The sequence below is a fragment of the Micromonospora sp. NPDC049580 genome, assembly GCF_040675595.1.
Classification (GTDB): Bacteria; Actinomycetota; Actinomycetes; order Mycobacteriales; family Micromonosporaceae; genus Micromonospora.
The window spans coordinates 1-19,419 of record NZ_JBFAPG010000061.1 but is presented as its reverse complement, the minus strand read 5'-3'; the positions used below and the strand labels follow the sequence as shown (position 1 = coordinate 19,419).

The following is a 19,419-nucleotide window of genomic DNA, read 5'->3' as shown; positions in this document are numbered from 1 at the left end:
GGCGAGGACACCCTCGCCGCCGGGATCCGGTTCGCTCACGGCGATCCAGCGGCGGCTGGGACGTGACTGGCGACTGGCCGCACTGTTCCTCGCGCCCATGGCCGTACTGGTCGGCGGGCTCGTCCTCGTGCCGATCGCCCGGTCGATCGTCACCAGCACCACGGAACGGCACGGGCAGGACACCGTGTTCGTCGGCCTGGACAACTACCTCCACCTCGTCGGCGACGACCAGTTCCACACGGGCGTGGTGAACTCGTTCGTCTTCACCGCGTACGCCGAGATCTTCAAGGTGGTGCTCGGGCTGGCCGCGGCCCTGCTGCTGCACCACCGGCGCCGCGGCCGCGCGGTGCTGGCGGGGTTGCTGCTGGTGCCGTGGGTGGTGCCGACGGTGGTGACGGCGTTCAGTTGGCGCGCCCTGCTCGACCCCATCTTCGGCAGTGTCAACACGCTGCTGACCTCCACCGGGATCGGGCCGCTGCTCGCCAGCGCGCACCTGGTGGACAGCTGGCCGGCGGGCTGGCTGTCCGACCCGTCGCTGGCCATGCCGTCGGTGATCCTCGTCAACGTCTGGAAGGGGGTGCCGTTCTTCACCGTGTGTTTCCTGGCCGGGTTGAAGGCCATCCCGGCGGACCTCTACGAGGCGGCGACCATCGACGGGGCCTCGTCGCTGCAGCGGTTCGTCAACGTGACGCTGCCCGGCCTCCGTCACGTGATCACCGTGACGGTGACCCTGTCGTCGATCTGGACGTTCAACAACTTCGACCTGGTCTGGTTGCTGACCCAGGGCGGCCCGGGTGACGTGACCGCGCCGTACGTGCTCGTCGCGTACTCGAAGGCGATCTTGCAGTTGCAGTACGGCGCGGGCGCGGCGGTCACGCTCGTCATGCTGCCGGTCATCGGCGGGCTGGTGTTCGTCCTGGTCCGGCTGTTACGCCAGGATTCCGGGGCGAAACTGCCCCGACCACGCCGCGCAGCGCGATGGGTCGGTACGCGGTGGACCGCGACGTCGCGCAAGGCCCTGCCGTGGGTCGTCGCGGCGGTGGTCACCGGTCTGCTGGCCTGGGCATCGCCACAGATCTTCTGGAAGGCGGCGGTGGTCCTCGGGGTGATCCTGCTGATCGCCGCAGGGGTCGGCCGGGTGGTTTCGACCCTCCAGTCGCGCGGCGGTCGCCGGGCGTCGTCTGTGGTGTCGGGCCTGGGATCCGGTGTCGCGCTGGCCGGGCTGCTCTTCTTTGTGCTGGGCCCGGTGTACTGGATCGCCGTCACGGCCTTCAAGTCCGAGGGCCAGGTCGTGATGCGGACCGACGACCTGTGGCCGACGCCGTGGACCACGGAGCAGTTCAGCGGACTCTTCGCCAACCAGCCCTTCGGTCGCTGGTACCTCAACACCCTGCTGGTGTCCGCGGCGTCCACGGCGGTGGCGCTGGTCTGCGCCGCCCTGGCGGGCTACGCGCTGGCCCGGCTGCGGTTCCGCGGCGCGCAGGGCTTCACCGTCACGGTCCTGCTCACCTACGTGATGCCGGGCGCGCTGCTGTTCATCCCGCTGTACCAGATGCTCATCGGCGCGCGGCTCACCGACTCGTTGTGGTCGCTGGTGGTGACGTACCCGACCTTCACACTGCCGTTCGCCACCTGGCTGCTGGTGGGCTACTTCTCGTCGATCCCCGTCGAGCTGGAGGAGGCCGCGCTGGTCGACGGTTGCAGCCGCGTCCAGGCGTTCGGCCGGGTGGTGCTGCCCCTGGCCAAGCCGGGGCTGCTGGCGGTCGCGCTCTTCACCCTGACCAACGCCTGGAACGAATTCCTCTTCGCCTTCGTGTTCATCACGAAGGACGAGTACAAGACGCTGCCGGTGGGGATGCAGTCGATGATCGCCGGAGACGTCGTACCGCAGGGACAACTCGCCGCGGCGTCGCTGCTCGTCAGCATCCCCGTGGCGATCATGTACGCCCTCGGGCAGCGCTTCCTCACCGAAGGGCTCACCGCCGGCGCGGTGAAGGGCTGACCGGGTACGTCGAGTCGCAAGCGCGGACGTGCATCAGGTGTAGGCGAGCAGGAAGTCCACGGTGCCCGTACCGCCCCGCTGGCCGGGTGGGGTCTGGAGAGCGGTCGGTAGCACCACGCTGTCGCGCAGAATCCGGACGCCGGAACGGATGTGACCGCTATTCGGCGCCGGCGATGGTGGCGCCACTGACGGTGTCCACGTACCACCTCTGGTACCGCTCCAGCGACCACCCGCGTTGCCGGACGAGCCAGTCGAAGTTACGGACGTCCTGAGCCAGCCAGAGGATGTCGGCCACCTGATCGACGTCCAGGTCGGGGCGGAGGCCCCCCGTGCCGACGAGTTCGGCGGCGAACATGGCCATGCCCCGGCGGCGCTCGTCGATGTTCTTGCGCCAGATCTCGGCGGCGTCCGGATCGGCCGTGGCTGCTCCGGCCAGCGCGAGCATCACCTGGACCTGTCGGGCGTTGACCTCGGCCAGATGGCGGGCATAGCGGACGAGTTTGGCGCGAGGGTCGGCGAGCGCGCGGATCTCGGCCACGAAGGGCCGGTCCGGCAGGGCCACCGGTTCGTCGTCGCCGGCCAGAGTGACGTCGACCAACTGGGAGAGCAGGTGCCGCTTGCTGCCGAACACCGCGTACAGGGTCTGGACCGCGACGCCGGCTTCCGCGGCGACCGCGGTCAGCGGGGTGGCCGCATACCCGGGGTCGACGAACAGGCGGCCGGCCGCTTCGAGGATTGCTCGCCGGGTCTGTCGGGCCTGCTCCTGTCGGCGGGAAGAGTCGTAGATTCGCTTGACAACCACCGGTCGAGTGTAGTGCTCTATTGGATAGAGGCTCACTCTATCGAGAGGCGGCGGCCGATGCCGTTCGGTGTGTTGCAGGAGATGCCCGGCGTCAGTGAGGCGGAATACCGGCAGGTGGAGCGGCACCTCGGGCCGGACCGGCCACCAGGGCTCCTCGCCCATGTCTCCGGACCGACCGAGGACGGCTGGCGGATCATCAACATCTGGCAGGACGAAGCGGCGTTCCGCCAGTTCCAGTCGGAGCGACTGGTCCGCGCCGCGGGCTTGGCGGCGCAGGAGGACGGCTTCGACCCGACGAAGGCAGCCAACTTCCGGTCGGTGAGCGTCGACGGCGCCGAGATGCCGTTCTGATGGCCGACACCGCCGCCCTACGCTCCCGCAATGCCGCCTTCTGGGCGGGAGCGGCGGCCGGCTGGATCCGCCACGCCGACCGGCAGGACGAGACCGGCCGACCGCTGGGCGCGGCGGCAATGGATCGACTGGCCGCACGGCCCGCCGAACGGATTCTTGACGTGGGCTGCGGCTGCGGCGGCACCACGGCCGAGCTCGCCAGGGCGGTCGGCGAGACCGGCGCGGCGGTCGGCGTCGACATCGCCGAGGCGATGGTGACCGCAGCCCGCCAGCGGTTCCCGGACATTCGGTTCCACGTGGCCGACATCGAGACTCTCGATGTCGTGCCGGGGGCGCCGTTCGACGCGGCGTTCTCGCGCATGACCCTGATGTTGCTGGCGGATCCGGTCGCCGGCTGCGCCACGATCCGACGATCCCTGCGCCCGGGCGGACGCCTCGCCGCGACCGTCTTCCGCGACGGCGGCGTCAACCCGTGGCTGTCCGCCGCGATGCTCGGCGCAGCACCGCACCTCGGGCCGCTACCACCGCTACCGGTAGGTGACGAGCCCGGTCCGTTCTCCTTCGCCGACCCGGCGAGGCTCGTCCGAGTCCTCACCAGGGCCGGCTGGACCGCCGTCACGATCACGCCGTACGACGTCGAACTGGACGCCCCGGACGACGCCGACGCGGTTGCCGAATGGCTCATCGAGGTCGGCCCCGCCGGTGCCGCGTACCGGGCTGCCCCGCTGGCTGGGCAGGCTCCGGCCCGAGCAGGAGCTGCCCGGCTGCTCGGCCGGTTTCGCGAGCCCGGCGTCGGCTATCGACTGCCCACCGGCCTCTGGCTCGTCACCGCGACCACCGGGGCTGACCACCAACAACCAGGTCAGGACGAGAATTGATGATGAGAAGCAATCGCTTGATCGCGCCAGCCCTCTGTCTTGTGTTCGCCCTGACGGCATGCACCGACGCCGACGCGCCCGAGCCCTCCACGCCCGCAGCGCCGGGCACCCCGGCAGCACCCGATGCCGCGCCCAGCGCGGCCGGATCCGCTCCGGCCCGCGGCTCGAATCCGGTGTCGGCGAAGGAGGTGTGTGCCTACCTGGACGGCCAGTTGCCGACGCTGAAGGGGATCGGGTCCGAGACGGGCGCGATGGCCAACCTGACCGTGAACCTCTATTCCTGGTACGAGAAACAGGGCCCCGTGCCGAACGGCCGTCAGATCGACGACCAGACCCGTCAGGAATGCCCGGCGATCCGGACCGAGGTGCTGGAGCTCGCCGGGATGGAGAGCTTCGAACGGCTGTAGCCACTACTTACTGCCCGAGCTGCTTCTCGAACCAGTGGTGGGCGTAGCGCTCGGTGTTGTACGGCTCGATCTCCCGGTAACCGGCCGCGTGGTACATGGCGATCGCCTCGGTGAGGTTGCGGTTGGTGTCCAGCCGGACCGTGCTCACGCCTCGGTCGGCGGCGTACCGTTCCAGCTCGCTCAGCAGCCGTCGCCCGATGCCCAGCCCGCGGACGCTGTCCGCCACCCAGACACGCTTGATCTCGGCGGGTGCGTCGCGGTGGAGTTTGACGGCGCCGCAGCCGACGGGCTCGGTGTTGAGGGTGGCGAGCAGGAGCACGCCGGCGGGCGGGGCGATCTCCTCGTCGTGGATCGGCTTGCTCAGTGCCGGGTCGAACCCGTCGTCGAACCGCCGCCCGATGTCCCGGGCGTAGGCCCGCAGGCACGCCCGGGCCCGCGGATCGCTCGGTGGGCACGGTGCGATGACCACCATCGACCCGATGAGCAGGCGTTCGACCTCGGCCATGGCGGCGACGAGTCGTTCGCGGCGTCGCTCGGTGAGCGGTTGGAGGATCGAGGCGGCGAGTTCGTCGGACCGCTCGTCGAGTTCGGCCCATTCCGTACGGCCGGCGTCGGTGAGCTGGGCGACGCGTACCCGGCCGTCGCCGCCGGCCTGGCCGGCCGGGCCCACGGTGACCAGCCCGTCGTTCTCCAGGGTGCGCAGGAGTCGGCTGAGGTATCCGGAGTCCAGGCCGAGCCGTGCGCGTAACGCCGCGACCTCGGCGCCGGCGGGGCCGATCTCCCAGAGCAGGCGAGCCTGCCCGAGGGGTCGGCCCTGCGCCATGTACTCGTCGTCGAGCGCACCCACCCGCTGGGTGACAGTCCGGTTGAACCGCCGCACTGCGGCGATGAGCGCGGAGTCCATCTGCCTGACTTTAGTCAGCAGATCTGCGCCGGCGATAGGTGAAGGGGGCGGCGTGGTCCAGGACCGCCACCACGAGCACCACGCCGGTGGCGACCGCGCTGATCGCCAGCAGCGGCAGCCGCAGGGCGGCCGCCGCGCCGGCCAGCACGAGCAGCGCGCCAACCCGAGGCCAGGACAACCGCCGGTGGATGGCCAGCGAGAACAGGATCCGGCCGACGAGGAACAGCGTGGGTCCGCCCAGGATGACCGCGACAGCCCTCATGTCGCCGACCTCGGAGGGATGAGCGATGCTCAGCTCGGCCCCGACGGCCGTGACCACTATGCCGGCGATCATCATGAGGTGCAGGTATCCGGTGACGACACCGAGCCGGGACGGGTCGGCGCGCTCGATGGCCGAGCCCAGCTGCCGGCCGGCGGGGGTCACGTAGAGCAGACCGATCAGCACAGCCGTGGCGAAGACCAGCAGGAAGGCGGCGGTCTCGGCGAGGTCGAGGCGGGTGCCGGCGTACGAGAGCCCGGCGGCCAGGACGAGTTCGCCGAGCGCGATGATCATGATTTGCTGGTAGCGCTCGGCGAAGTGCGCGCCAGCGAGGCGCAACTCCTGCTGACGGGCACGACCCAGCCTCGGCGTGGGCCAGCCGAGCCGTGGGCCCGTCACGTCGATCGCGAGGGCGAGCACCCAGAGCGGCACCCGCCATTGCGGCAGGAACGCGCCCGCCAGCCACGGCACGGCGGTGACCGTGTACCAGCAGAGGATCCGCAGCGCCCGGCGCTGCCGTGGATGACCGCGCAGCATCGAGGCGGTGACCACGCCCCGGACGAGATGGACCGCGACGTACGCGCCGGCGAAGAGCACCCCCCGCTCCTCGAGCGCCTGCGGGATCGCCACCCCGGCCAGCAGGCTGCCCAGCGTGGCGGCGACCAGCACCACGCGGATGGCCGGGGACTCCGGGTCGTACCAGTCGGCGCTCCAGGTGGTGGTCACCCAGATCCACCAGACGCCGGCCAGCAGCAGAGCGGTGTGCAGCGCGCCGGCCAGCGTGAGGTCGTGCAGCAGGTGCGCGGCCGACTGGCTGAGGGCGAGCACGAACGCCAGGTCGAAGAAGAGCTCCAGGAACGAGGCGCTCAGCGGCGCGTCGCTTCTCCGCAACAGCCGCTCGGGCCTGCTCGCCATCGGCGCTCCTCCCGGTGGCAGGCGCTGTTTCCGTCGTACCACCCGAGGCCCGGCACCGGAGGCGAAAACGCGTCAGCGGCGGACGCCCACCCCGGCGTAGCCGTGTGAGTCCCCGGCCTCTGGCTCGCCGTCCGGCCGCCACCGGGTGGTCTCGACCAGGCCGGGCTCCACCAGCTCGTACCCGTCGAAGAAGCGCAGCGTCTCGGCGTGGGTGCGGGGCACCAGCGGGGCGCTGCTGGTGCGGTACACGGCCTGCCCGCGCTCGGCCACCTCCGGCGGGACGCCGTCCAGCGTCAGGTGCGACAGCACCAGGTGGCTGCCGGGCACGGTGGCGTCGCGCAGCCGGGCGACGGCAGCCCACGGGTCGTCGTCGTCCGGCACGAAGTGCAGCACCGCGAGCAGCAGCACGGCCACCGGGCGGTCCAGGTCGAGCGTGGCCCGCACCTCCGGGTGGGCCAGCAGGTCGTCCGGCCGCCGCAGGTCGCCCTGCACGACGGCCGTGCCGGGCACGTCGGTCAACAACCGTCGGGCGTACGCGACGGCCACCTCGTCGTAGTCGACGTAGACCACCCGGGCGTCCGGCGCCACGGCTCGTACCACCTCGTGCACGGTCCCCTGGGTGGGCAACCCCGCCCCGATGTCCAGGAACTGGTGGACGCCCTGCCCGACGGCGTACCGGACGGCTCGGCGCAGGAAGTGCCGGTTTGTCTGGGCCGCGAGCCCGGTGCCCGGGAAGATCTCCAACACCCGCTCGGCGGCGGCGCGGTCGGCGGCGAAGTTGTTGCTGCCACCCAGGAAGTAGTCGTACATCCGGGCGACGTTGGGTCGGGCGGTGACGTCGGTCGTGTCGGGTGCCGGCTGGTCGGTCACGAGGGGTCCCTTCGCCGCACGGTCAGATCTCGATGTCTAGCAGCCGGGGCGACGACCCGCTGACCCCTCGTGTCGTTGATCCGGCTGCACCCCTGGTCAACGCCGACCACGGTGGGGGCACCGAATCACCGAGGGGGACGCGATGACCGGTCAGCGGGAAACCGTCCGGGTCGACCACGACCTGTTCCGCGCCGTGTACGACTCGCCCGCGTCGCTGCCCGGCCGGCACCGGTGGACCACACCGGAGTCGGACGTCCGCCGTCTGGAGAAGCTGCTGGGAATGCCGGCACGCAGCATCGGCGCCCCGCTGTGGGTCAGCGGCGACGAACCGGACTGCCCGAAGTGCGGCCGGCGGATCACCTGGTACGACATCGTCTCGTCGGCGCTCACCGGCCTGCACGACAAGAACATGATCGCCACGGTCATCCTCGGCGAACACAGGTACGTCAACACCGAGGTGCCGGAGGCCATCCCCGGGGTGCGCTGCGCCGACTGCCACACCGCCATCGACGGCCTGCGCAGCTTCAAGTGCCACAACTGGGCGTACGCCTTCGAGGCGCTGGAGGCCGTCCGCGAGCGCATGGCCGGCGGGCCCGCGCCGACCTGAGCGCCTGCCGGCGGGCCTCCGCCGACCTGAGCGCCTGCCGGCGGGCCTCCGTGCGGCCGGCTCGACCTTCGACTCCTGTGCTGCCCCCTGCCGCGTTCCCAGGGTGTCTTCCAGGTGAACGAGGTATGAACGTCTGGTGAGGTGATTCATGGCCGACAACGGCAGCACGGACGTTCCAGAGATCAGCGCCGAGTGGTACCGCGACATCGTCGACGCGGCCGCCGGCACCCCGCACCCGGTGCAGTGGTTCGTCGGGCACGCCACCGAGGGGGTGATCCTGCTGCTCGGCGCGCTGCTGGTGGCGGCCGCGCTGCGCCGCCTGGTCGGCGGCCCGCACGACCGGGCACTCGCCCTGGTCGCGCCGCTGCCGACCCTCCTCGCGTACGCGAGCAGCGAATGGCTCAAGACCGTGGTGGACGAGGACCGACCGTGCCGGACGGTGGGCCGGGCGATCGTCGCCGGCACCTGCCCACCACCGGGTGACTGGTCGTTCCCCAGCAACCACGCCACCCTGGCCGGCGCGCTGGCGATCACCACACTGCTGCTCTCCCGACGGCTCGGACTGGTCGCGCTGCCGCTGGCCGTGCTGGCCGCGTTCTCCCGGGTCTTCGTGGGCGTGCACTACCCGCACGACGTGGCCGCCGGCCTGCTGCTCGGTGCCCTGGTCGCCATGGTGGCGACCCCGCTTCTGGCCCGCCTGACCGCCGAGGCGCTGCGCCGCCGCGCCGATGCCCGCCGCCCGGTACCCGACCTGGCCAGCCGACCCCGCCCCTGACCCCGCCGCCCGACGGTCGGTGGGGTGGGCGGTCAGGAGGTCAGGAGGAGGGCACCCACCGTGCCGAGCAGCAGGAACGGGCCGAACGGCAGGTGCGTGCTCCACCGGGCCCGTCGGGCGACCAGCAGTCCCAGACTCACCAGCGCGGACAGCCCGAACGCGAGCAGCAGCCCGAGGAGCAGGACGGGCAGGCCGTACCAGCCGAGCAGTGCCCCCACGCTGAGCGCCAGCTTCGCGTCGCCCAACCCGAAGCCGCGGCGGCCGAGCAGCAGCGTGCTGGTGGCGAAGAACAGCGCCAGCCCCGCGCCCGCGGCGACCGCCCGCAGCCAGGGGCCCGCGTCGGCGTCGGCGAGCGCGGCCGCGCCGAGCAACAGCCAGGTCCCGGCCGCCGCGGGCAGGGTGAGCCGGTCGGGCAGTCGGTGCACGGCCAGGTCGACGAGGACCGCCGGCACGGTCCAGGCGAGCCACCACGCCAGCGCCGGCATCGCCCCGCCCGACGGGCCGACCAGCGCCAGCAGCGCCACGGCGGCGAGCGCGGCCACCTCGACCGTGCCGGGCGGCGGCCCGACCCGGGCCCGGCACCGGCCGCACTGGCCGGCCGGGCCGAGCGCCGGCCAGGGCCGGGTCAGGCCGACCGCCGCGCCGCAGGCGTCGCAGCCGGTCCGGCTGGGGGCTCCCGTGGGTACGGCGTAGCGCACGACGGCCAACCGCAGCAGCGGACTGACCGTCAGGATCGCCAGCCCGGTCGCGGGCCGAAAACGGCCAGGGGCAGGCCCCGCCGCCGCCCGATCGGTCGGGTTCCGCCGACCGGGTGCCGCCGCAGGAGGGCCGGTCAGCGCCACGTGGACCACGCCGGACGCCGGCCGCTCCCCGGAAAGGTGAACACGGATCGTGACTGAACGTTCGCTCGGGTGTAGCGGATGGCGCGGAAACCGACGTCCGCCACCGGCGGCACGATGATCTCCCCGTCCGAGGGCGGGCCGGTCGGCACCGCGGACGGGGTGGCCGGTCCGTCGCCCGGGGACGCAGTCCGGATGCCGGGATGGGGGCGCGATGTCCCACTCTCGGGACCGACGCAGGGGTTGCGGCGGATCGGCCCCGGCCGGCGAGGCCGGACCGTCGGCGACCCCTCGACCGGCCATCGTCCGGAGTGCAGCACGAACACCCGCCACCACCACCCATCATCACGCAGAGTGTTCACTTGAATTGCCTCTGTTGCATCGGCGAGCGTCAGCCTATGCTCGCCCCTTGGGTGTGACGCAAGCCTCACCTCTACGACCGGACGACACGGGACCTTGCATTTGTAGAAGATCCGTAACGGTGAATGCAGAAGCGCAATGAGAGCTCCGGAAGACACTGATCCGGGCGCGCTTCCGCATGCCCGGCGGCGGTGCTTCATGGCCACGTCGGGCGACCACGAGGAGGGCTCAGCGGTGCGCGGACGGCAGCTCAGGCGAGCGGCAATCTGCCTGCTGGCGGTCGTGGCGGCGGTGCCGGTCACCGCCTGCGGCAGCGGGCAGGAGGCGGTCGATCGGCCGGCGACGGCGCGGGGCGACGGAGCGCGGGCCGATTCGGGCGCGGAACGGGAAGCTGCCGAAAAGGCGGCGCTCGCGGCGTACTCCGGTTATCTCGCAGCATCGCGGACGGCGAGTCGGCGCAATGATCCACACGCGCCGGAACTGTCCCGGTTTCTCGCTGATCCGCTGCTGACCCGGGTGCAATTGTCCATTCGCGACGCAAAGGAGCACGGCGCGATGCGTACCGGGACGCTGGCGTCCGATCCCAGCGTGACCGCCGTCAGCCTGGACTCTGACCCGGCCACCGTGGAGATCCAGGACTGCCTGGACGCGACCGGCTACCGGCTGGTCTACACCAAGGACCAGCGCGTGGTCCCGGGCAGCGGTGGCGGCAAACATCTGGCCACCGCCACCGCCACCCGCTATCCCGACGGTCGCTGGCTGATCAGCTCCGGCGCGGCGCACCCGGACCAGCCGTGCTGACCCGAGGGCGGAGAGCCCGCACCGGCGCGGCCCGGCGGATGCTCGCGGGGGCCGGTCTGGCGTTGCTACTGGTGGTCGGCGCGACCCTGCCGGCCGCCGCCGCCCGACGCGCCGACCCGGGGGCCGGATGTCCGCCCGGCCAACCGGACTGCAACGTCTGGGACGACGAGCCCGGTACGCCGGGCGGCCCCGGCGGCGGGGGCGACAACGGCGGCGGCGACTCCGGCGGCGGCGGGGGCGGCGGTGTCTGTCAGTGGGGCGGGCGGACGATCCCCTGCTACGACGACCTGCTGGGCTGGTTCAACAACGGCGACGGCTGCTACTACAAGCTCGCCTCGCCGCAGAAGCCGGCACCCGAGGGTCAGCAGTGGTACGTGCAGACCTGCAACGGGGGCGATCTCGGCGCACAGGACACGGTGCTGCGGGACGGGCCGCCGCCCGGCTTCGGCGCTCCGCCGGACCCGGAGGAGCTGGCCCGCCGGGCCCTGGCGTCGATCAAGCTGCTGCCGGCGCGGCTCAAGGTGGCGCCCCGCAAGGACATCGGCCCGGGCCTGGTCGGCCTGCCCGTGTGGATGTGGGCCACCCCGAGCGCCAGCTACTTCGGGCCGCTGCGCGCCTCCGCGTCCGACCGTGGGCTGACCGTCTCGATCGAGGCGAAGGTCGACCGGATCGTCTGGAACATGGGCAACGGCGACACGGTCACCTGCACCAAGGCCGGCACCCCGTACGACCCGAAGGGCAAGCGCGCCGGCCGCACCTCCCCGGACTGCGGCTACGACCGCGGCTACCCGAAGGCCGGCACCTACCGGGTGGGCGCCACCACGTACTGGACGGTGCGCTGGTGGACCGGCAACGGCGACGAGGGTGACCCGATCCCGCAGACCCGGACCAGCGGCACCGTGCCGGTCCAGATCAAGGAACTCCAGGTGGTGACCAGGTGAGTGAGCCGATTCTGCGAGCCCCACAGTCGGGAATGGAGATCGAACGGTGAGTGTGGCTACGCGTAACGCGACCGGGCCGGTGGACGCGCCGGTCAGCCCGCCCAAGGTGGTCCGGCAGCGCCGCGTCCGCCCAGGGCTGCTGGGTCTCGCCGTACTCCTGATCGCCCTCGGTGGGCTGGGGGCGGCGTTCGCGGTCACCTCGGTCCGGGCCACCGGAAGCTACCTCGCGGTGGCCCGGCCGGTGGAGGTGGGTCGGGAGGTCAGCGCCGCCGATCTGATCACCGTGCAGGTCGCCGGCGGTCAGGGGTTGCACCCGGTGCCCGCGGGCCGGCTGGACGAGGTGGTCGGCAAGCGGGCCGCCGTGGCGCTGGTGCCGGGCACCCTGCTCACCCTCGGGCAGGTCACCGACGACCCGCTGCTCGGCCCGGGTCAGCAGCAGATCGCGCTCGGCCTGAAGACCGCCCAGGTGCCGGCCCGAGCGCTGCACCCCGGAGACAAGGTGCTGCTGGTCAGCACCCCGGACGAGAACGCCACCGGGGCGGCGGCCGGGGCGGGCACCCGGTTCGCGGCCACCGTCATCGACATGGTCAGCCCGACGGACGACGAGAAGGTGCTGTACCTGGCGCTGCTCATCCGGGACGTACCCGCCGTGGTGGCGTTGGCCGCCCAGGAGCGGATCGCGGTCGTGCTGACCGAGGCGGCCTGAGCATGGCGATCATCGCGTTGGTGTCCGCGAAGGGTTCGCCCGGCGTGACCACCTCGGCGTTGGCCTGTGCCCTGACCTGGCACCGCCGGCTGGTCCTGGCCGAGTGCGACCCGGCCGGCGGATCGATCCTCGCCGGCTACCTCGGTGGTCAGCTGGACGGGCCGCGCGGCATCGGCGAGCTGGCCGTCGGGGAGCTGCGCGACGGCAACCTGGAGACCGGGTTCTGGTCGCAGCTGGTCGACCTGGACGCGCCGCGCCGGGAACGGCTGCTGCTGCCCGGGTTGGTCGACCCGGCGCAGGCCGGCAGCGTCACCCCGCTCTGGCAGCGCTTCGCCGACTACTTCAACGCCCTGGACCGGGGTACTCCCGGCTACGACGTGCTCGTCGACTGCGGCCGGCTGCACGTCACCGGCCCACCGTGGCCACTGCTGCGGGCCGCCTCGGTGGTGCTGCTGGTGACCCGGGCCCACCTGCCCGACCTGTCCGGCACCCGGGCGGTGGTCACCGCGATCGAGCGGGACTTCGCCGAACACCGGGTGCCGCCGGGCACCCTGCGGCTGCTGCTGGTCGGCGACGGGCACGGGCGCGCGGAGATCAGCCGTGGACTGAAACTGCCGGTGATCGCCCGGCTGCCGCACGACCCGCGTACCGCAGGGGTGCTCGCCCTCGGTGGGACCGTACGGTCCGGACGGCCGCTGCTGCGCGCGGCCGCCGCGCTGGAGGTGCCGGTCGGGGCGCTGCTGGAACGCAGGCGGGCACGGCTGGCCTGGCCGGTGCAGCAGGGGGTGCCGGATGCGGTTTGAGCCCGTCTCCACCGACCCACGTCAGCAGCCGCCGGCCGCGACGTCCACCGCGCCGCCGCTGGCCCCGCCGAACGGCCGGCACCACCAGTCGGCAGCGATACCGCAGCCGATGCCCACGGCCACGCCGCCGCCGGAGGTGGCACCCCGACCCCGGATGGATTTCCAGGTGGTCCGGGAGCTGCGCCGGGAACTCACCGAACGGCTCACCCTGTGGCAGCGCGGCCGGGAGTTCACCGTCGACGAGGAGGACACCGAGCGGGCCCGGCTGGCCGTCACGGTGGTCGCCGAGTACGCGGACGCGGTCCGTCGCGCCGGCACACCGATGGCCGCCGGCGAGGAACGCCTGCTGCTCGACCAGGTGACCGCCGAGCTGGTCGGGCTGGGCCGGCTACAGACCCTGCTGGTCGACGACACCATCGAGGAGGTGCACATCCTCGGCTGCGACGTGGTGCGCATCACCCGGCACGGCGGTGGGGTGGACTGGGCCGAGCCGATCGCCGACAGCGACGCCGAGCTGGTGGAGATCCTCCAGGCGGCGGCGCGGCGGGCCGGCGCGACCGAACGGTCACTGTCCACCGTGAAGCCCACCCTGGACCTGCAACTGCCCGACGGCAGCCGACTGGCCGCGGTGTTCCTGGTCAGCCACCGGCCGTACGCGGTGATCCGCAAGCACAACACCCTGGACGTGAGCCTCGACGACGTGGCCGGCGCCCGGGGTGACCTGGACGAGATGATCGACCCGCTGCTGCGCGACTTCCTTCGCGCGGCGATGCGCGCCGGGTTGAACATCATGGTCGCCGGGCTGGCCGGCGCCGGGAAGACCACGATCATCCGGGCGCTCATGAACGAGATCCCACCCGACGAGCCGTACGTGCTGCTGGAGGAGAGTCGGGAGTTGTTGCCGGCCCGTCGCCGGGAGCGGCACCGGGCGGTGATGAGCTTCGAGGCGCGGGAGGGGCACGGCGAGCGCGGCTTCGACGGCCGGCCGGCGGGTGAGGTGACGATCGCCGACCTGATCCCGCTGTCGCTGCGGATGGGCGTGCTGCGGATCATCGTGGGCGAGGTCCGGTCCCGGGAGATCGTGCCGATGCTCCAGGCGATGACCACCAGCCGGGGCTCGATGTGCACCATTCACGCCCGTACGGCTGCCGGGGTGGGTGAACGGATCGTCGAGCTGGCGCTGGCGCACGGCCGGGAGATGACCGTCGACCAGGCTCGCCGGATGGCCGGCAACGCCCTCGATCTGATCGTCTACGTCACCGTCGAGGACGAGAGCGCGATCGGCGGCCGTAAGCACCGGTTCGTCTCGCACGTGGAGGAGGTGATCGGGGCCGGTGAGGCCGGCCGGATCACCACCACCACCGTCTTCGGTCCCGGTCCGGACGGCCGTGCCGTCCCCCGGCACCTCCCGGAACGGGTTCGCGACCAGTTGCTGCGGGTGGGGTACGACGCCCGGCTGCTGACCCGCTGGATCGAGGCCGGTACGGGTGCCTGGCGGCGTCCCCGACAGACCCGACTGGCCCGGCGGTGACCTGATGGGGAACAGCCTGGAGTTGATCGCTGTGGTCTCCGGCGCCGCCTGTGTGGCCGGGCTGCTGCTGGCGGTCGTCGCGCTGGTGGGCAGCCGCCGGCCCGCCGGGGCCGGCCCGGGAGCGGGGCCCGGCCTGAGCCGCCTCTGGCGCGGCTCCGGCGCCACTCCAGCCGAGCGGCGGGCCTACCAGGCGCTGCTGCTCACCGCGGTGGTCGCCGGGGCGTTGGCGTTCCTGCTGACCGGGCTGCCGGTGGTGGGCCTGCTGGTGGCGGTGGCGGTTCCCGGCACACCGTGGCTGTTCGCCGTGGGCAAGGCCGAGCAGCGGGCGATCGCCCGGATCGAGGCCGTCGGCGAGTGGACCCGCCGGCTCAAGGACGTCTCCGGTACGGGGCAGGGCCTCCAACAGGCGATCATCAGCACGATCGGCAGCGTGCCACCCGGCATCGAGGACGAGGTACGGCTGCTCGCCGCCCGGTTGCAGGCCGGCTGGCTGGCCCGTTCCGCGCTGCTGGCGTTCGCCGACGAGATCGGCGACCCGGTGTGCGACCAGGTCGTGGCGGCGCTGATCCTGCACCTCACCGACCGGGGTGAGCGGCTGGGCGACGTGCTGGGCTCGATCGCCGGCGCGGCGGCCGCGGAGGTGGCGACCCGCCGGGAGATCGAGGCCAAGCGCACCCAGCCCCGGTTCGCGGTCCGCTTCCTGACCGGGATGACGCTGGCGACGCTGGCGTACGGGCTGGTCAACACCGAATACATCAAGCCGTACGGCACACCGACGGGTCAGGTGGTGATGGCCGCTCTCGGTGCCGCATTCATCGGCCTGCTGGCCTGGGTGCGGTCGATGAGCCAGCCGCAGCGGCCGGCCCGGTTCCTGCCGGCCCCCGACCCGCAGGAGGTGATCGCGTGAGCGCGAGCGGCGAAGCGCGGCGCAGCCCCGGAAGGCGGTCGCGGTGATCCTCAACTGGCACCTGGCCGTCGCGGTCTGTGGCGGGGCGACGATCGGGTTGGGCTTGTTCCTGGTGATCCGGGAGCTGGTTCCGGCGACCCCCGCGCTCGGGCCGGCGCTGCGCCGCCTGCACCAGCCGCCGGGCACCGGGCGGGTGGCCGCTCCCGCCTCCCGCCGGCTGGACTGGCTGACCGGGCTGTCCCGCTGGTTGCGACCACCGCACCGGCAGCTCGCCCTGATCGGTCAGACCCCCGAGCAGTACGCCCTGTCGGTGCTGCTGTCCGCGCTCATCGGACTGGCCACGCCGACCCTGCTCGGGGTGGCGCTGTTCGTGCTCGGTGTCTCGCTGCCGCTTGTCGTACCGGTGCTGGGTGGCCTCGGCATGGCGCTGATCGCCGGCCTGCTGGCGCACCGCTCGGTGCTGGCCAAGGCGGACGCCGCCCGCGACGAGTTCCGCCAGGCCGTCTGCACGTACCTGGATCTGGTGGCCCTGCAGCTCTCCGCCGCGCACGGGCCGGTGCAGTCGCTGGAGCGGGCCGCCGCGGTCTGTGACGGCTGGGTGTTCGACCGGCTTCAGGAGTCGCTGCGGATCGCCCAGATGCAGATGCACGCGCCCTGGGACGAGCTGCGTGACCTCGCCGACAAGATCGGCATCCCGGAGCTGGGCGACGTCGGCGCGATCATGCGCTCCTCCGGCAGCGAGGGCGCGCAGGTGCACGAGACCCTGCGCAGCCGGGCCGACTCGCTGCGCGACCAGATCCGCACCGACAACCTGGCCCGCGCCGAGGGCGTGACCAGCCGACTCGACATCCCGGGCGCGCTTCTCGTCTTCGTGCTGCTCGGCTTCGTCGTCTATCCGTTCATCGCCCGTGTCTGATCCGACCCCGAGAAGGAGTACGCCATGTCCATCCTCACCTACCTGCACGTCGTGGTGACGACGCGCTTCGCCGAGCTGCGGCGGGACGGCGAGCGCGGCGACAGCCCGGTACCGACCGCCGTGATCATCTTCGGTCTGGTCTTCGTGGCGACCATCGTCACCGGCCTGGCCCTCGGCAAGGCCAACGACTGGATGAAGGCCATCCCGAACCACACGAACCCGAAGTAGCCGGCATGCGCCGAGCCGCGTCCGGAAGGTGGCGCCGGGCGGTTCTCGCCGCCCGGTGTCGCCTCGTGGCCGGCGACCGGGAGCGGGGTGCCAATCCGGTGGAGCTGGCCGTGGTGATGCCGCTGATCCTGGTGCTCCTGTTCGCCTCGCTCCAGGTATCGGCGGTCTTCCTGGCCCGCTCCACGGCGTTGAACGCCGCCCAGAGCGGGGTCAACGCCCAACGGCTCTACAACGCGCGCGACGGCGCCGGGAAGGCCAGCGCCACCCGGTTCCTGTCCGCCACCGGCGGCTGGTTGCTGGGCTGGGACAGGACCGGCCCGACCTGCGTGACCACCGCGGTCGAGGTGACCTGCACGGTGACCGGCCGGTCCCTGTCGGTGGTGCCCGGCGTGGACTTCGCGGTAGAGCAGACCGCGCACGGGACGGTGGAGCGGGTGACCCCGCCGTGAACCGGCCCGCCGAGCGGGGCTCGGTCTCCATCGAGGTGGCGGTACTCGCACCCGCGTTCATCGCGCTGATGGTGCTGGCCGGCGTGGCCGGACGCAGCGCGGTAGCGGCGGAGGCCATCGACGCCGCCGCCCACGACGCGGCCCGCGCCGCCTCGATCTCCCGCAGTGCGGCCGACGCCCGCGAGGAAGCGCGCAAGGCGGCTCAGCAGCAGCTGGACTGGCGAGGGCTGAATTGCAGCGGCACTCCGACCGTGACGTTCAGCGGCTCGGTCGGAGGCGCCACCACCAGCTTCGACAGGGCCTACCGCAGCGCGCTCGGCCAGGATGCGACAGTCACCGTCACGGTCGCCTGCCGGGTGTCCTTCCGGGATCTGCGCCTCTCGGCAGTGCCCGGCATGCCCAGCGAAAACCGCGTCGAGGCGAGCTTCACCTCACCACTTGACCGCTACCGGAGCCGGCGATGACCGTGCGTCCGCTCTCCGGCGACCACGGCCGCGTGAGCATCTTCCTGGCGGTGGCGATGATCGGCGTACTGGCCATCGTGGGTCTCTCGTTCGACGGCGCCGGTCAGCTGCGCACGCTGCAACGCGCGGACAACCTCGCCGCGGAGGCGGCCCGCGCGGGCGGGCAGGCCATCGACCGGGCCACCGCGATCGAGGGTGGGCCGACGCGGATCGACCAGCCGCAGGCCCGCGTCGCGGTCGCCAACTACCTCTCCGCCGCCGGCACCACCGGCCACACCGTGAGCTTCCCGCAGATCGCCGGGGAGACCGTCGTCCGGGTACGCGTCACGATCACCTACCGCCGCTCGATGCTCGGGCTGTTCGGCTTCGCCGACCGGGTCACCGTCACCGGCGAGGCGACCGCGCGGGCCATCACCGCAGGACCGTAGGAAGGAAGGCCGCCATGTCCGCATCGGGTCGGTCCGTCGTACGGCGGACCGGACGCGTCCTCACCGGCGTCGGCGCGCTCGTCGTGCTCTGCGCTCTGGTTGCGGGTGCGCCGGTCGCGCTGCTCGCCTTCGCGGGCAATCCCCTGCCCGACCATCTGCCCACCCTCGCCGAGGTGGGCACCGCCCTGACCAGCCGCGACGACGGGCAACTCTTCCTGCGGGCCCTGGCGCTGGCCGGCTGGTTCGGCTGGGCCACGTTCGCCTTCTCCGTCATCGTCGAATTGGGCGCGCAGACCCTGCGCCGGCCGGCGCCGAAGTTGCCGGGGATGAGCCGCCAGCAGAAGGCCGCCGCCGCGCTGGTCGGTTCGGTCGCGCTGATCCTCGCGGCCAGCCCGGCCGCCGCCAGCGCCGCGGCGGTCTACACCGCTCCGGCGTACGCCCAGTCGAGCGCTTCGACCGGAGCCGCCCGACTGCCCGAAGGTGGGCCGCTCGGGATGACCGGGAGCGGGCCGCTCGGCATGGCCGGGAGCGGGCCGCTCGGGCTGGTCGCGCCTGACGGGCCGAGCGCCGGTGACCAGGCGGCCCCGGTGTATCGCGTGGCGCGGGGCGACTACCTCGGCGAGGTGGCCGAGCGGTACCTCGACGAGTTCGGCGACTATCGACAGCTCGCCAAGCTGAACCGGCTGGACGACCCGGATCGGATTCGCCCCGGCCAACTGCTCCGGCTGCCAGCGGAGGCCGCCGACCAGGGCGCCCGCCCGCACGCCACCGGAAAACTCGTCGGCCGGCCCGCCGCGCCCAGGCCGCCGGCCCCGCGACCGGCGCCCGAGCGGACCGCGCCGGAGCGGGCGGAGCAGGCGCCCCCCGGCGGTACGGAGTCGACGGGTCAGGTACCCCCGATGACCGTCGGCGCGGCGCGGGCCGGAACCACCGACCGGGTGAACCGACCGCTGGCGGTCTCCGCCGTGCTGGCCGTCGCGAGCATCGTCGGCGCCCAGATCGGCGCGGTGCTCGGCCTGCGCCGCCGCCCGGCCACCGCCGGCGCGGCTCCCCGGCTGGCCGCGGCTGCCCGCGCGCCCCGGCGCGGCGCGGATCGGAGCGGCGCGGATCGGAGCGGTGGCCGCTGCCGCGCGGCTGGCGGCCCATGCGGCGCCGCTGCTCCGACCGCCGCTGCGGGAGCTGCCGCCGCTCCGATCCGCGCCGCTCCGATCCGCACCGCCGCCGTGGCGCCGGCGAGCTTCACCGTCCGCGCCGCGGAGAGCGCCGAGACCAGGGC

General features: G+C 72.8%; 22 protein-coding genes and 1 pseudogene. 18 read left to right on the top strand and 5 right to left on the bottom strand.

Going from position 1 to position 19,419, the window contains the following annotated elements; genetic code table 11:
* Positions 1-2,002 (top strand): ABC transporter permease subunit (locus AB0J68_RS08275; RefSeq protein ID WP_363937118.1); only part of this gene is annotated, 2,002 nt, incomplete at its 5' end.
* A 157-nt stretch (positions 2,003-2,159) separates the two neighbouring features.
* On the opposite strand, the gene AB0J68_RS08270 is transcribed toward AB0J68_RS08275, so the two are convergent.
* Positions 2,160-2,804, bottom strand: a complete 645-nt coding sequence (locus AB0J68_RS08270) for a TetR/AcrR family transcriptional regulator (RefSeq protein ID WP_354853618.1) — start codon at positions 2,802-2,804, stop codon at positions 2,160-2,162.
* Positions 2,805-2,861: 57 nt separating this feature from the next.
* Here AB0J68_RS08270 and AB0J68_RS08265 point away from each other — a divergent pair, with 57 nt between their 5' ends.
* Genes AB0J68_RS08265 through AB0J68_RS08255 form a run of 3 tightly spaced genes read left to right on the top strand, consistent with a single transcriptional unit; the run spans position 2,862 to position 4,440 of the window.
* Positions 2,862-3,155, top strand: a complete 294-nt coding sequence (locus tag AB0J68_RS08265) for a hypothetical protein (RefSeq protein ID WP_354853615.1) — start codon at positions 2,862-2,864, stop codon at positions 3,153-3,155.
* Positions 3,155-4,033 carry a methyltransferase domain-containing protein gene (locus AB0J68_RS08260; protein WP_363937116.1) on the top strand — a complete coding sequence of 293 codons (879 nt, stop codon included), beginning with the start codon at positions 3,155-3,157 and terminating at the stop codon, positions 4,031-4,033. The genes AB0J68_RS08265 and AB0J68_RS08260 overlap by 1 nt, the downstream gene beginning before the upstream one ends.
* Positions 4,033-4,440 carry a hypothetical protein gene (locus tag AB0J68_RS08255; protein ID WP_355064690.1) on the top strand — a complete coding sequence of 136 codons (408 nt, stop codon included), beginning with the start codon at positions 4,033-4,035 and terminating at the stop codon, positions 4,438-4,440. The genes AB0J68_RS08260 and AB0J68_RS08255 overlap by 1 nt, the downstream gene beginning before the upstream one ends.
* Before the next feature lie 7 nt (positions 4,441-4,447).
* Here the strand turns inward: AB0J68_RS08255 and AB0J68_RS08250 are convergent, their stop codons facing one another.
* The 3 genes from AB0J68_RS08250 to AB0J68_RS08240 all read right to left on the bottom strand — a co-directional run bounded on the left by AB0J68_RS08250 (position 4,448) and on the right by AB0J68_RS08240 (position 7,388).
* Complete coding sequence (locus AB0J68_RS08250; protein ID WP_354853606.1) at positions 4,448-5,344, bottom strand: helix-turn-helix domain-containing GNAT family N-acetyltransferase; 897 nt, start codon at positions 5,342-5,344, stop codon at positions 4,448-4,450.
* Between the two features lie 10 nt (positions 5,345-5,354).
* A complete protein-coding gene (locus AB0J68_RS08245; RefSeq protein WP_363937111.1) occupies positions 5,355-6,518 on the bottom strand; it encodes a low temperature requirement protein A in 1,164 nt (387 codons plus the stop codon).
* A gap of 72 nt (positions 6,519-6,590) precedes the next feature.
* Positions 6,591-7,388 (bottom strand): SAM-dependent methyltransferase, encoded by a 798-nt coding sequence (locus tag AB0J68_RS08240; RefSeq protein WP_363937109.1) that lies wholly within the window; start codon positions 7,386-7,388, stop codon positions 6,591-6,593.
* Positions 7,389-7,530: 142 nt separating this feature from the next.
* Between AB0J68_RS08240 and AB0J68_RS08235 the strand changes: the two genes are divergently transcribed.
* Together AB0J68_RS08235 and AB0J68_RS08230 are read left to right on the top strand one after the other, a co-directional pair.
* Complete coding sequence (locus AB0J68_RS08235; protein WP_354853598.1) at positions 7,531-7,995, top strand: hypothetical protein; 465 nt, start codon at positions 7,531-7,533, stop codon at positions 7,993-7,995.
* A gap of 148 nt (positions 7,996-8,143) precedes the next feature.
* Positions 8,144-8,770, top strand: a complete 627-nt coding sequence (locus tag AB0J68_RS08230; RefSeq protein WP_355064682.1) for a phosphatase PAP2 family protein — start codon at positions 8,144-8,146, stop codon at positions 8,768-8,770.
* A 32-nt stretch (positions 8,771-8,802) separates the two neighbouring features.
* On the opposite strand, the gene AB0J68_RS08225 is transcribed toward AB0J68_RS08230, so the two are convergent.
* Complete coding sequence (locus AB0J68_RS08225) at positions 8,803-9,486, bottom strand: A24 family peptidase (RefSeq protein WP_363937124.1); 684 nt, start codon at positions 9,484-9,486, stop codon at positions 8,803-8,805.
* Between the two features lie 717 nt (positions 9,487-10,203).
* Between AB0J68_RS08225 and AB0J68_RS08220 the strand changes: the two genes are divergently transcribed.
* The 12 genes and pseudogenes from AB0J68_RS08220 to AB0J68_RS08165 all read left to right on the top strand — a co-directional run.
* Positions 10,204-10,770, top strand: a complete 567-nt coding sequence (locus AB0J68_RS08220; RefSeq protein ID WP_363937122.1) for a hypothetical protein — start codon at positions 10,204-10,206, stop codon at positions 10,768-10,770.
* Positions 10,771-10,808: 38 nt separating this feature from the next.
* Positions 10,809-11,711: a hypothetical protein gene (locus tag AB0J68_RS08215; RefSeq protein WP_363937120.1), complete on the top strand. Its 903-nt coding sequence runs from the start codon at positions 10,809-10,811 to the stop codon at positions 11,709-11,711.
* Positions 11,712-11,757: 46 nt separating this feature from the next.
* A complete protein-coding gene (locus tag AB0J68_RS08210) occupies positions 11,758-12,417 on the top strand; it encodes an SAF domain-containing protein (RefSeq protein ID WP_355134129.1) in 660 nt (219 codons plus the stop codon).
* 2 nt (positions 12,418-12,419) lie between these two features.
* On the top strand, positions 12,420-13,220 hold the full coding sequence (locus AB0J68_RS08205) for a ParA family protein (RefSeq protein ID WP_354853589.1): 801 nt from the start codon (positions 12,420-12,422) through the stop codon (positions 13,218-13,220).
* Complete coding sequence (locus AB0J68_RS08200) at positions 13,210-14,751, top strand: CpaF/VirB11 family protein (protein ID WP_354853586.1); 1,542 nt, start codon at positions 13,210-13,212, stop codon at positions 14,749-14,751. The genes AB0J68_RS08205 and AB0J68_RS08200 overlap by 11 nt, the downstream gene beginning before the upstream one ends.
* 4 nt (positions 14,752-14,755) lie before the next feature.
* Positions 14,756-15,658, top strand: a complete 903-nt coding sequence (locus AB0J68_RS08195) for a type II secretion system F family protein (protein ID WP_355064680.1) — start codon at positions 14,756-14,758, stop codon at positions 15,656-15,658.
* 46 nt (positions 15,659-15,704) lie between these two features.
* On the top strand, positions 15,705-16,574 hold the full coding sequence (locus AB0J68_RS08190; RefSeq protein WP_354853911.1) for a type II secretion system F family protein: 870 nt from the start codon (positions 15,705-15,707) through the stop codon (positions 16,572-16,574).
* Positions 16,575-16,598: 24 nt separating this feature from the next.
* Positions 16,599-16,802, top strand: coding sequence for a hypothetical protein (locus AB0J68_RS08185; RefSeq protein WP_354853908.1), 204 nt, complete (start codon positions 16,599-16,601; stop codon positions 16,800-16,802).
* A 5-nt stretch (positions 16,803-16,807) separates the two neighbouring features.
* A complete protein-coding gene (locus AB0J68_RS08180) occupies positions 16,808-17,251 on the top strand; it encodes a TadE/TadG family type IV pilus assembly protein (protein ID WP_363937104.1) in 444 nt (147 codons plus the stop codon).
* The gene (locus AB0J68_RS08175; protein WP_355134123.1) at positions 17,248-17,715 is read left to right on the top strand and encodes a TadE/TadG family type IV pilus assembly protein; all 468 of its coding nucleotides are present in this window, start codon (positions 17,248-17,250) and stop codon (positions 17,713-17,715) included. The genes AB0J68_RS08180 and AB0J68_RS08175 overlap by 4 nt, the downstream gene beginning before the upstream one ends.
* Entirely contained in the window at positions 17,712-18,143 is a 432-nt protein-coding gene (locus tag AB0J68_RS08170) for a pilus assembly protein TadG-related protein (protein ID WP_354853574.1), read from the top strand. The genes AB0J68_RS08175 and AB0J68_RS08170 overlap by 4 nt, the downstream gene beginning before the upstream one ends.
* A 14-nt stretch (positions 18,144-18,157) precedes the next feature.
* Positions 18,158-19,183 (top strand): annotated as a pseudogene (locus tag AB0J68_RS08165) (LysM domain-containing protein); the annotation flags it as partial.
* Between the last annotated feature and the right edge of the window lie 236 nt (positions 19,184-19,419).

Bases quoted from the DNA above. Each gene is read 5' to 3' on its own strand.
- AB0J68_RS08230 (WP_355064682.1), top strand. From the start codon at position 8,144: ATGGCCGACAACGGCAGCACGGACGTTCCAGAGATCAGCGCCGAGTGG.
- AB0J68_RS08215 (WP_363937120.1), top strand. From the start codon at position 10,809: ATGCTCGCGGGGGCCGGTCTGGCGTTGCTACTGGTGGTCGGCGCGACC.
- AB0J68_RS08170 (WP_354853574.1), top strand. From the start codon at position 17,712: ATGACCGTGCGTCCGCTCTCCGGCGACCACGGCCGCGTGAGCATCTTC.
- AB0J68_RS08205 (WP_354853589.1), top strand. From the start codon at position 12,420: ATGGCGATCATCGCGTTGGTGTCCGCGAAGGGTTCGCCCGGCGTGACC.
- AB0J68_RS08250 (WP_354853606.1), bottom strand. From the start codon at position 5,344: ATGGACTCCGCGCTCATCGCCGCAGTGCGGCGGTTCAACCGGACTGTC.
- AB0J68_RS08180 (WP_363937104.1), top strand. From the start codon at position 16,808: ATGCGCCGAGCCGCGTCCGGAAGGTGGCGCCGGGCGGTTCTCGCCGCC.
- AB0J68_RS08235 (WP_354853598.1), top strand. From the start codon at position 7,531: ATGACCGGTCAGCGGGAAACCGTCCGGGTCGACCACGACCTGTTCCGC.
- AB0J68_RS08260 (WP_363937116.1), top strand. From the start codon at position 3,155: ATGGCCGACACCGCCGCCCTACGCTCCCGCAATGCCGCCTTCTGGGCG.
- AB0J68_RS08255 (WP_355064690.1), top strand. From the start codon at position 4,033: ATGATGAGAAGCAATCGCTTGATCGCGCCAGCCCTCTGTCTTGTGTTC.
- AB0J68_RS08245 (WP_363937111.1), bottom strand. From the start codon at position 6,518: ATGGCGAGCAGGCCCGAGCGGCTGTTGCGGAGAAGCGACGCGCCGCTG.
- AB0J68_RS08265 (WP_354853615.1), top strand. From the start codon at position 2,862: ATGCCGTTCGGTGTGTTGCAGGAGATGCCCGGCGTCAGTGAGGCGGAA.
- AB0J68_RS08200 (WP_354853586.1), top strand. From the start codon at position 13,210: ATGCGGTTTGAGCCCGTCTCCACCGACCCACGTCAGCAGCCGCCGGCC.
- AB0J68_RS08185 (WP_354853908.1), top strand. From the start codon at position 16,599: ATGTCCATCCTCACCTACCTGCACGTCGTGGTGACGACGCGCTTCGCC.
- AB0J68_RS08195 (WP_355064680.1), top strand. From the start codon at position 14,756: ATGGGGAACAGCCTGGAGTTGATCGCTGTGGTCTCCGGCGCCGCCTGT.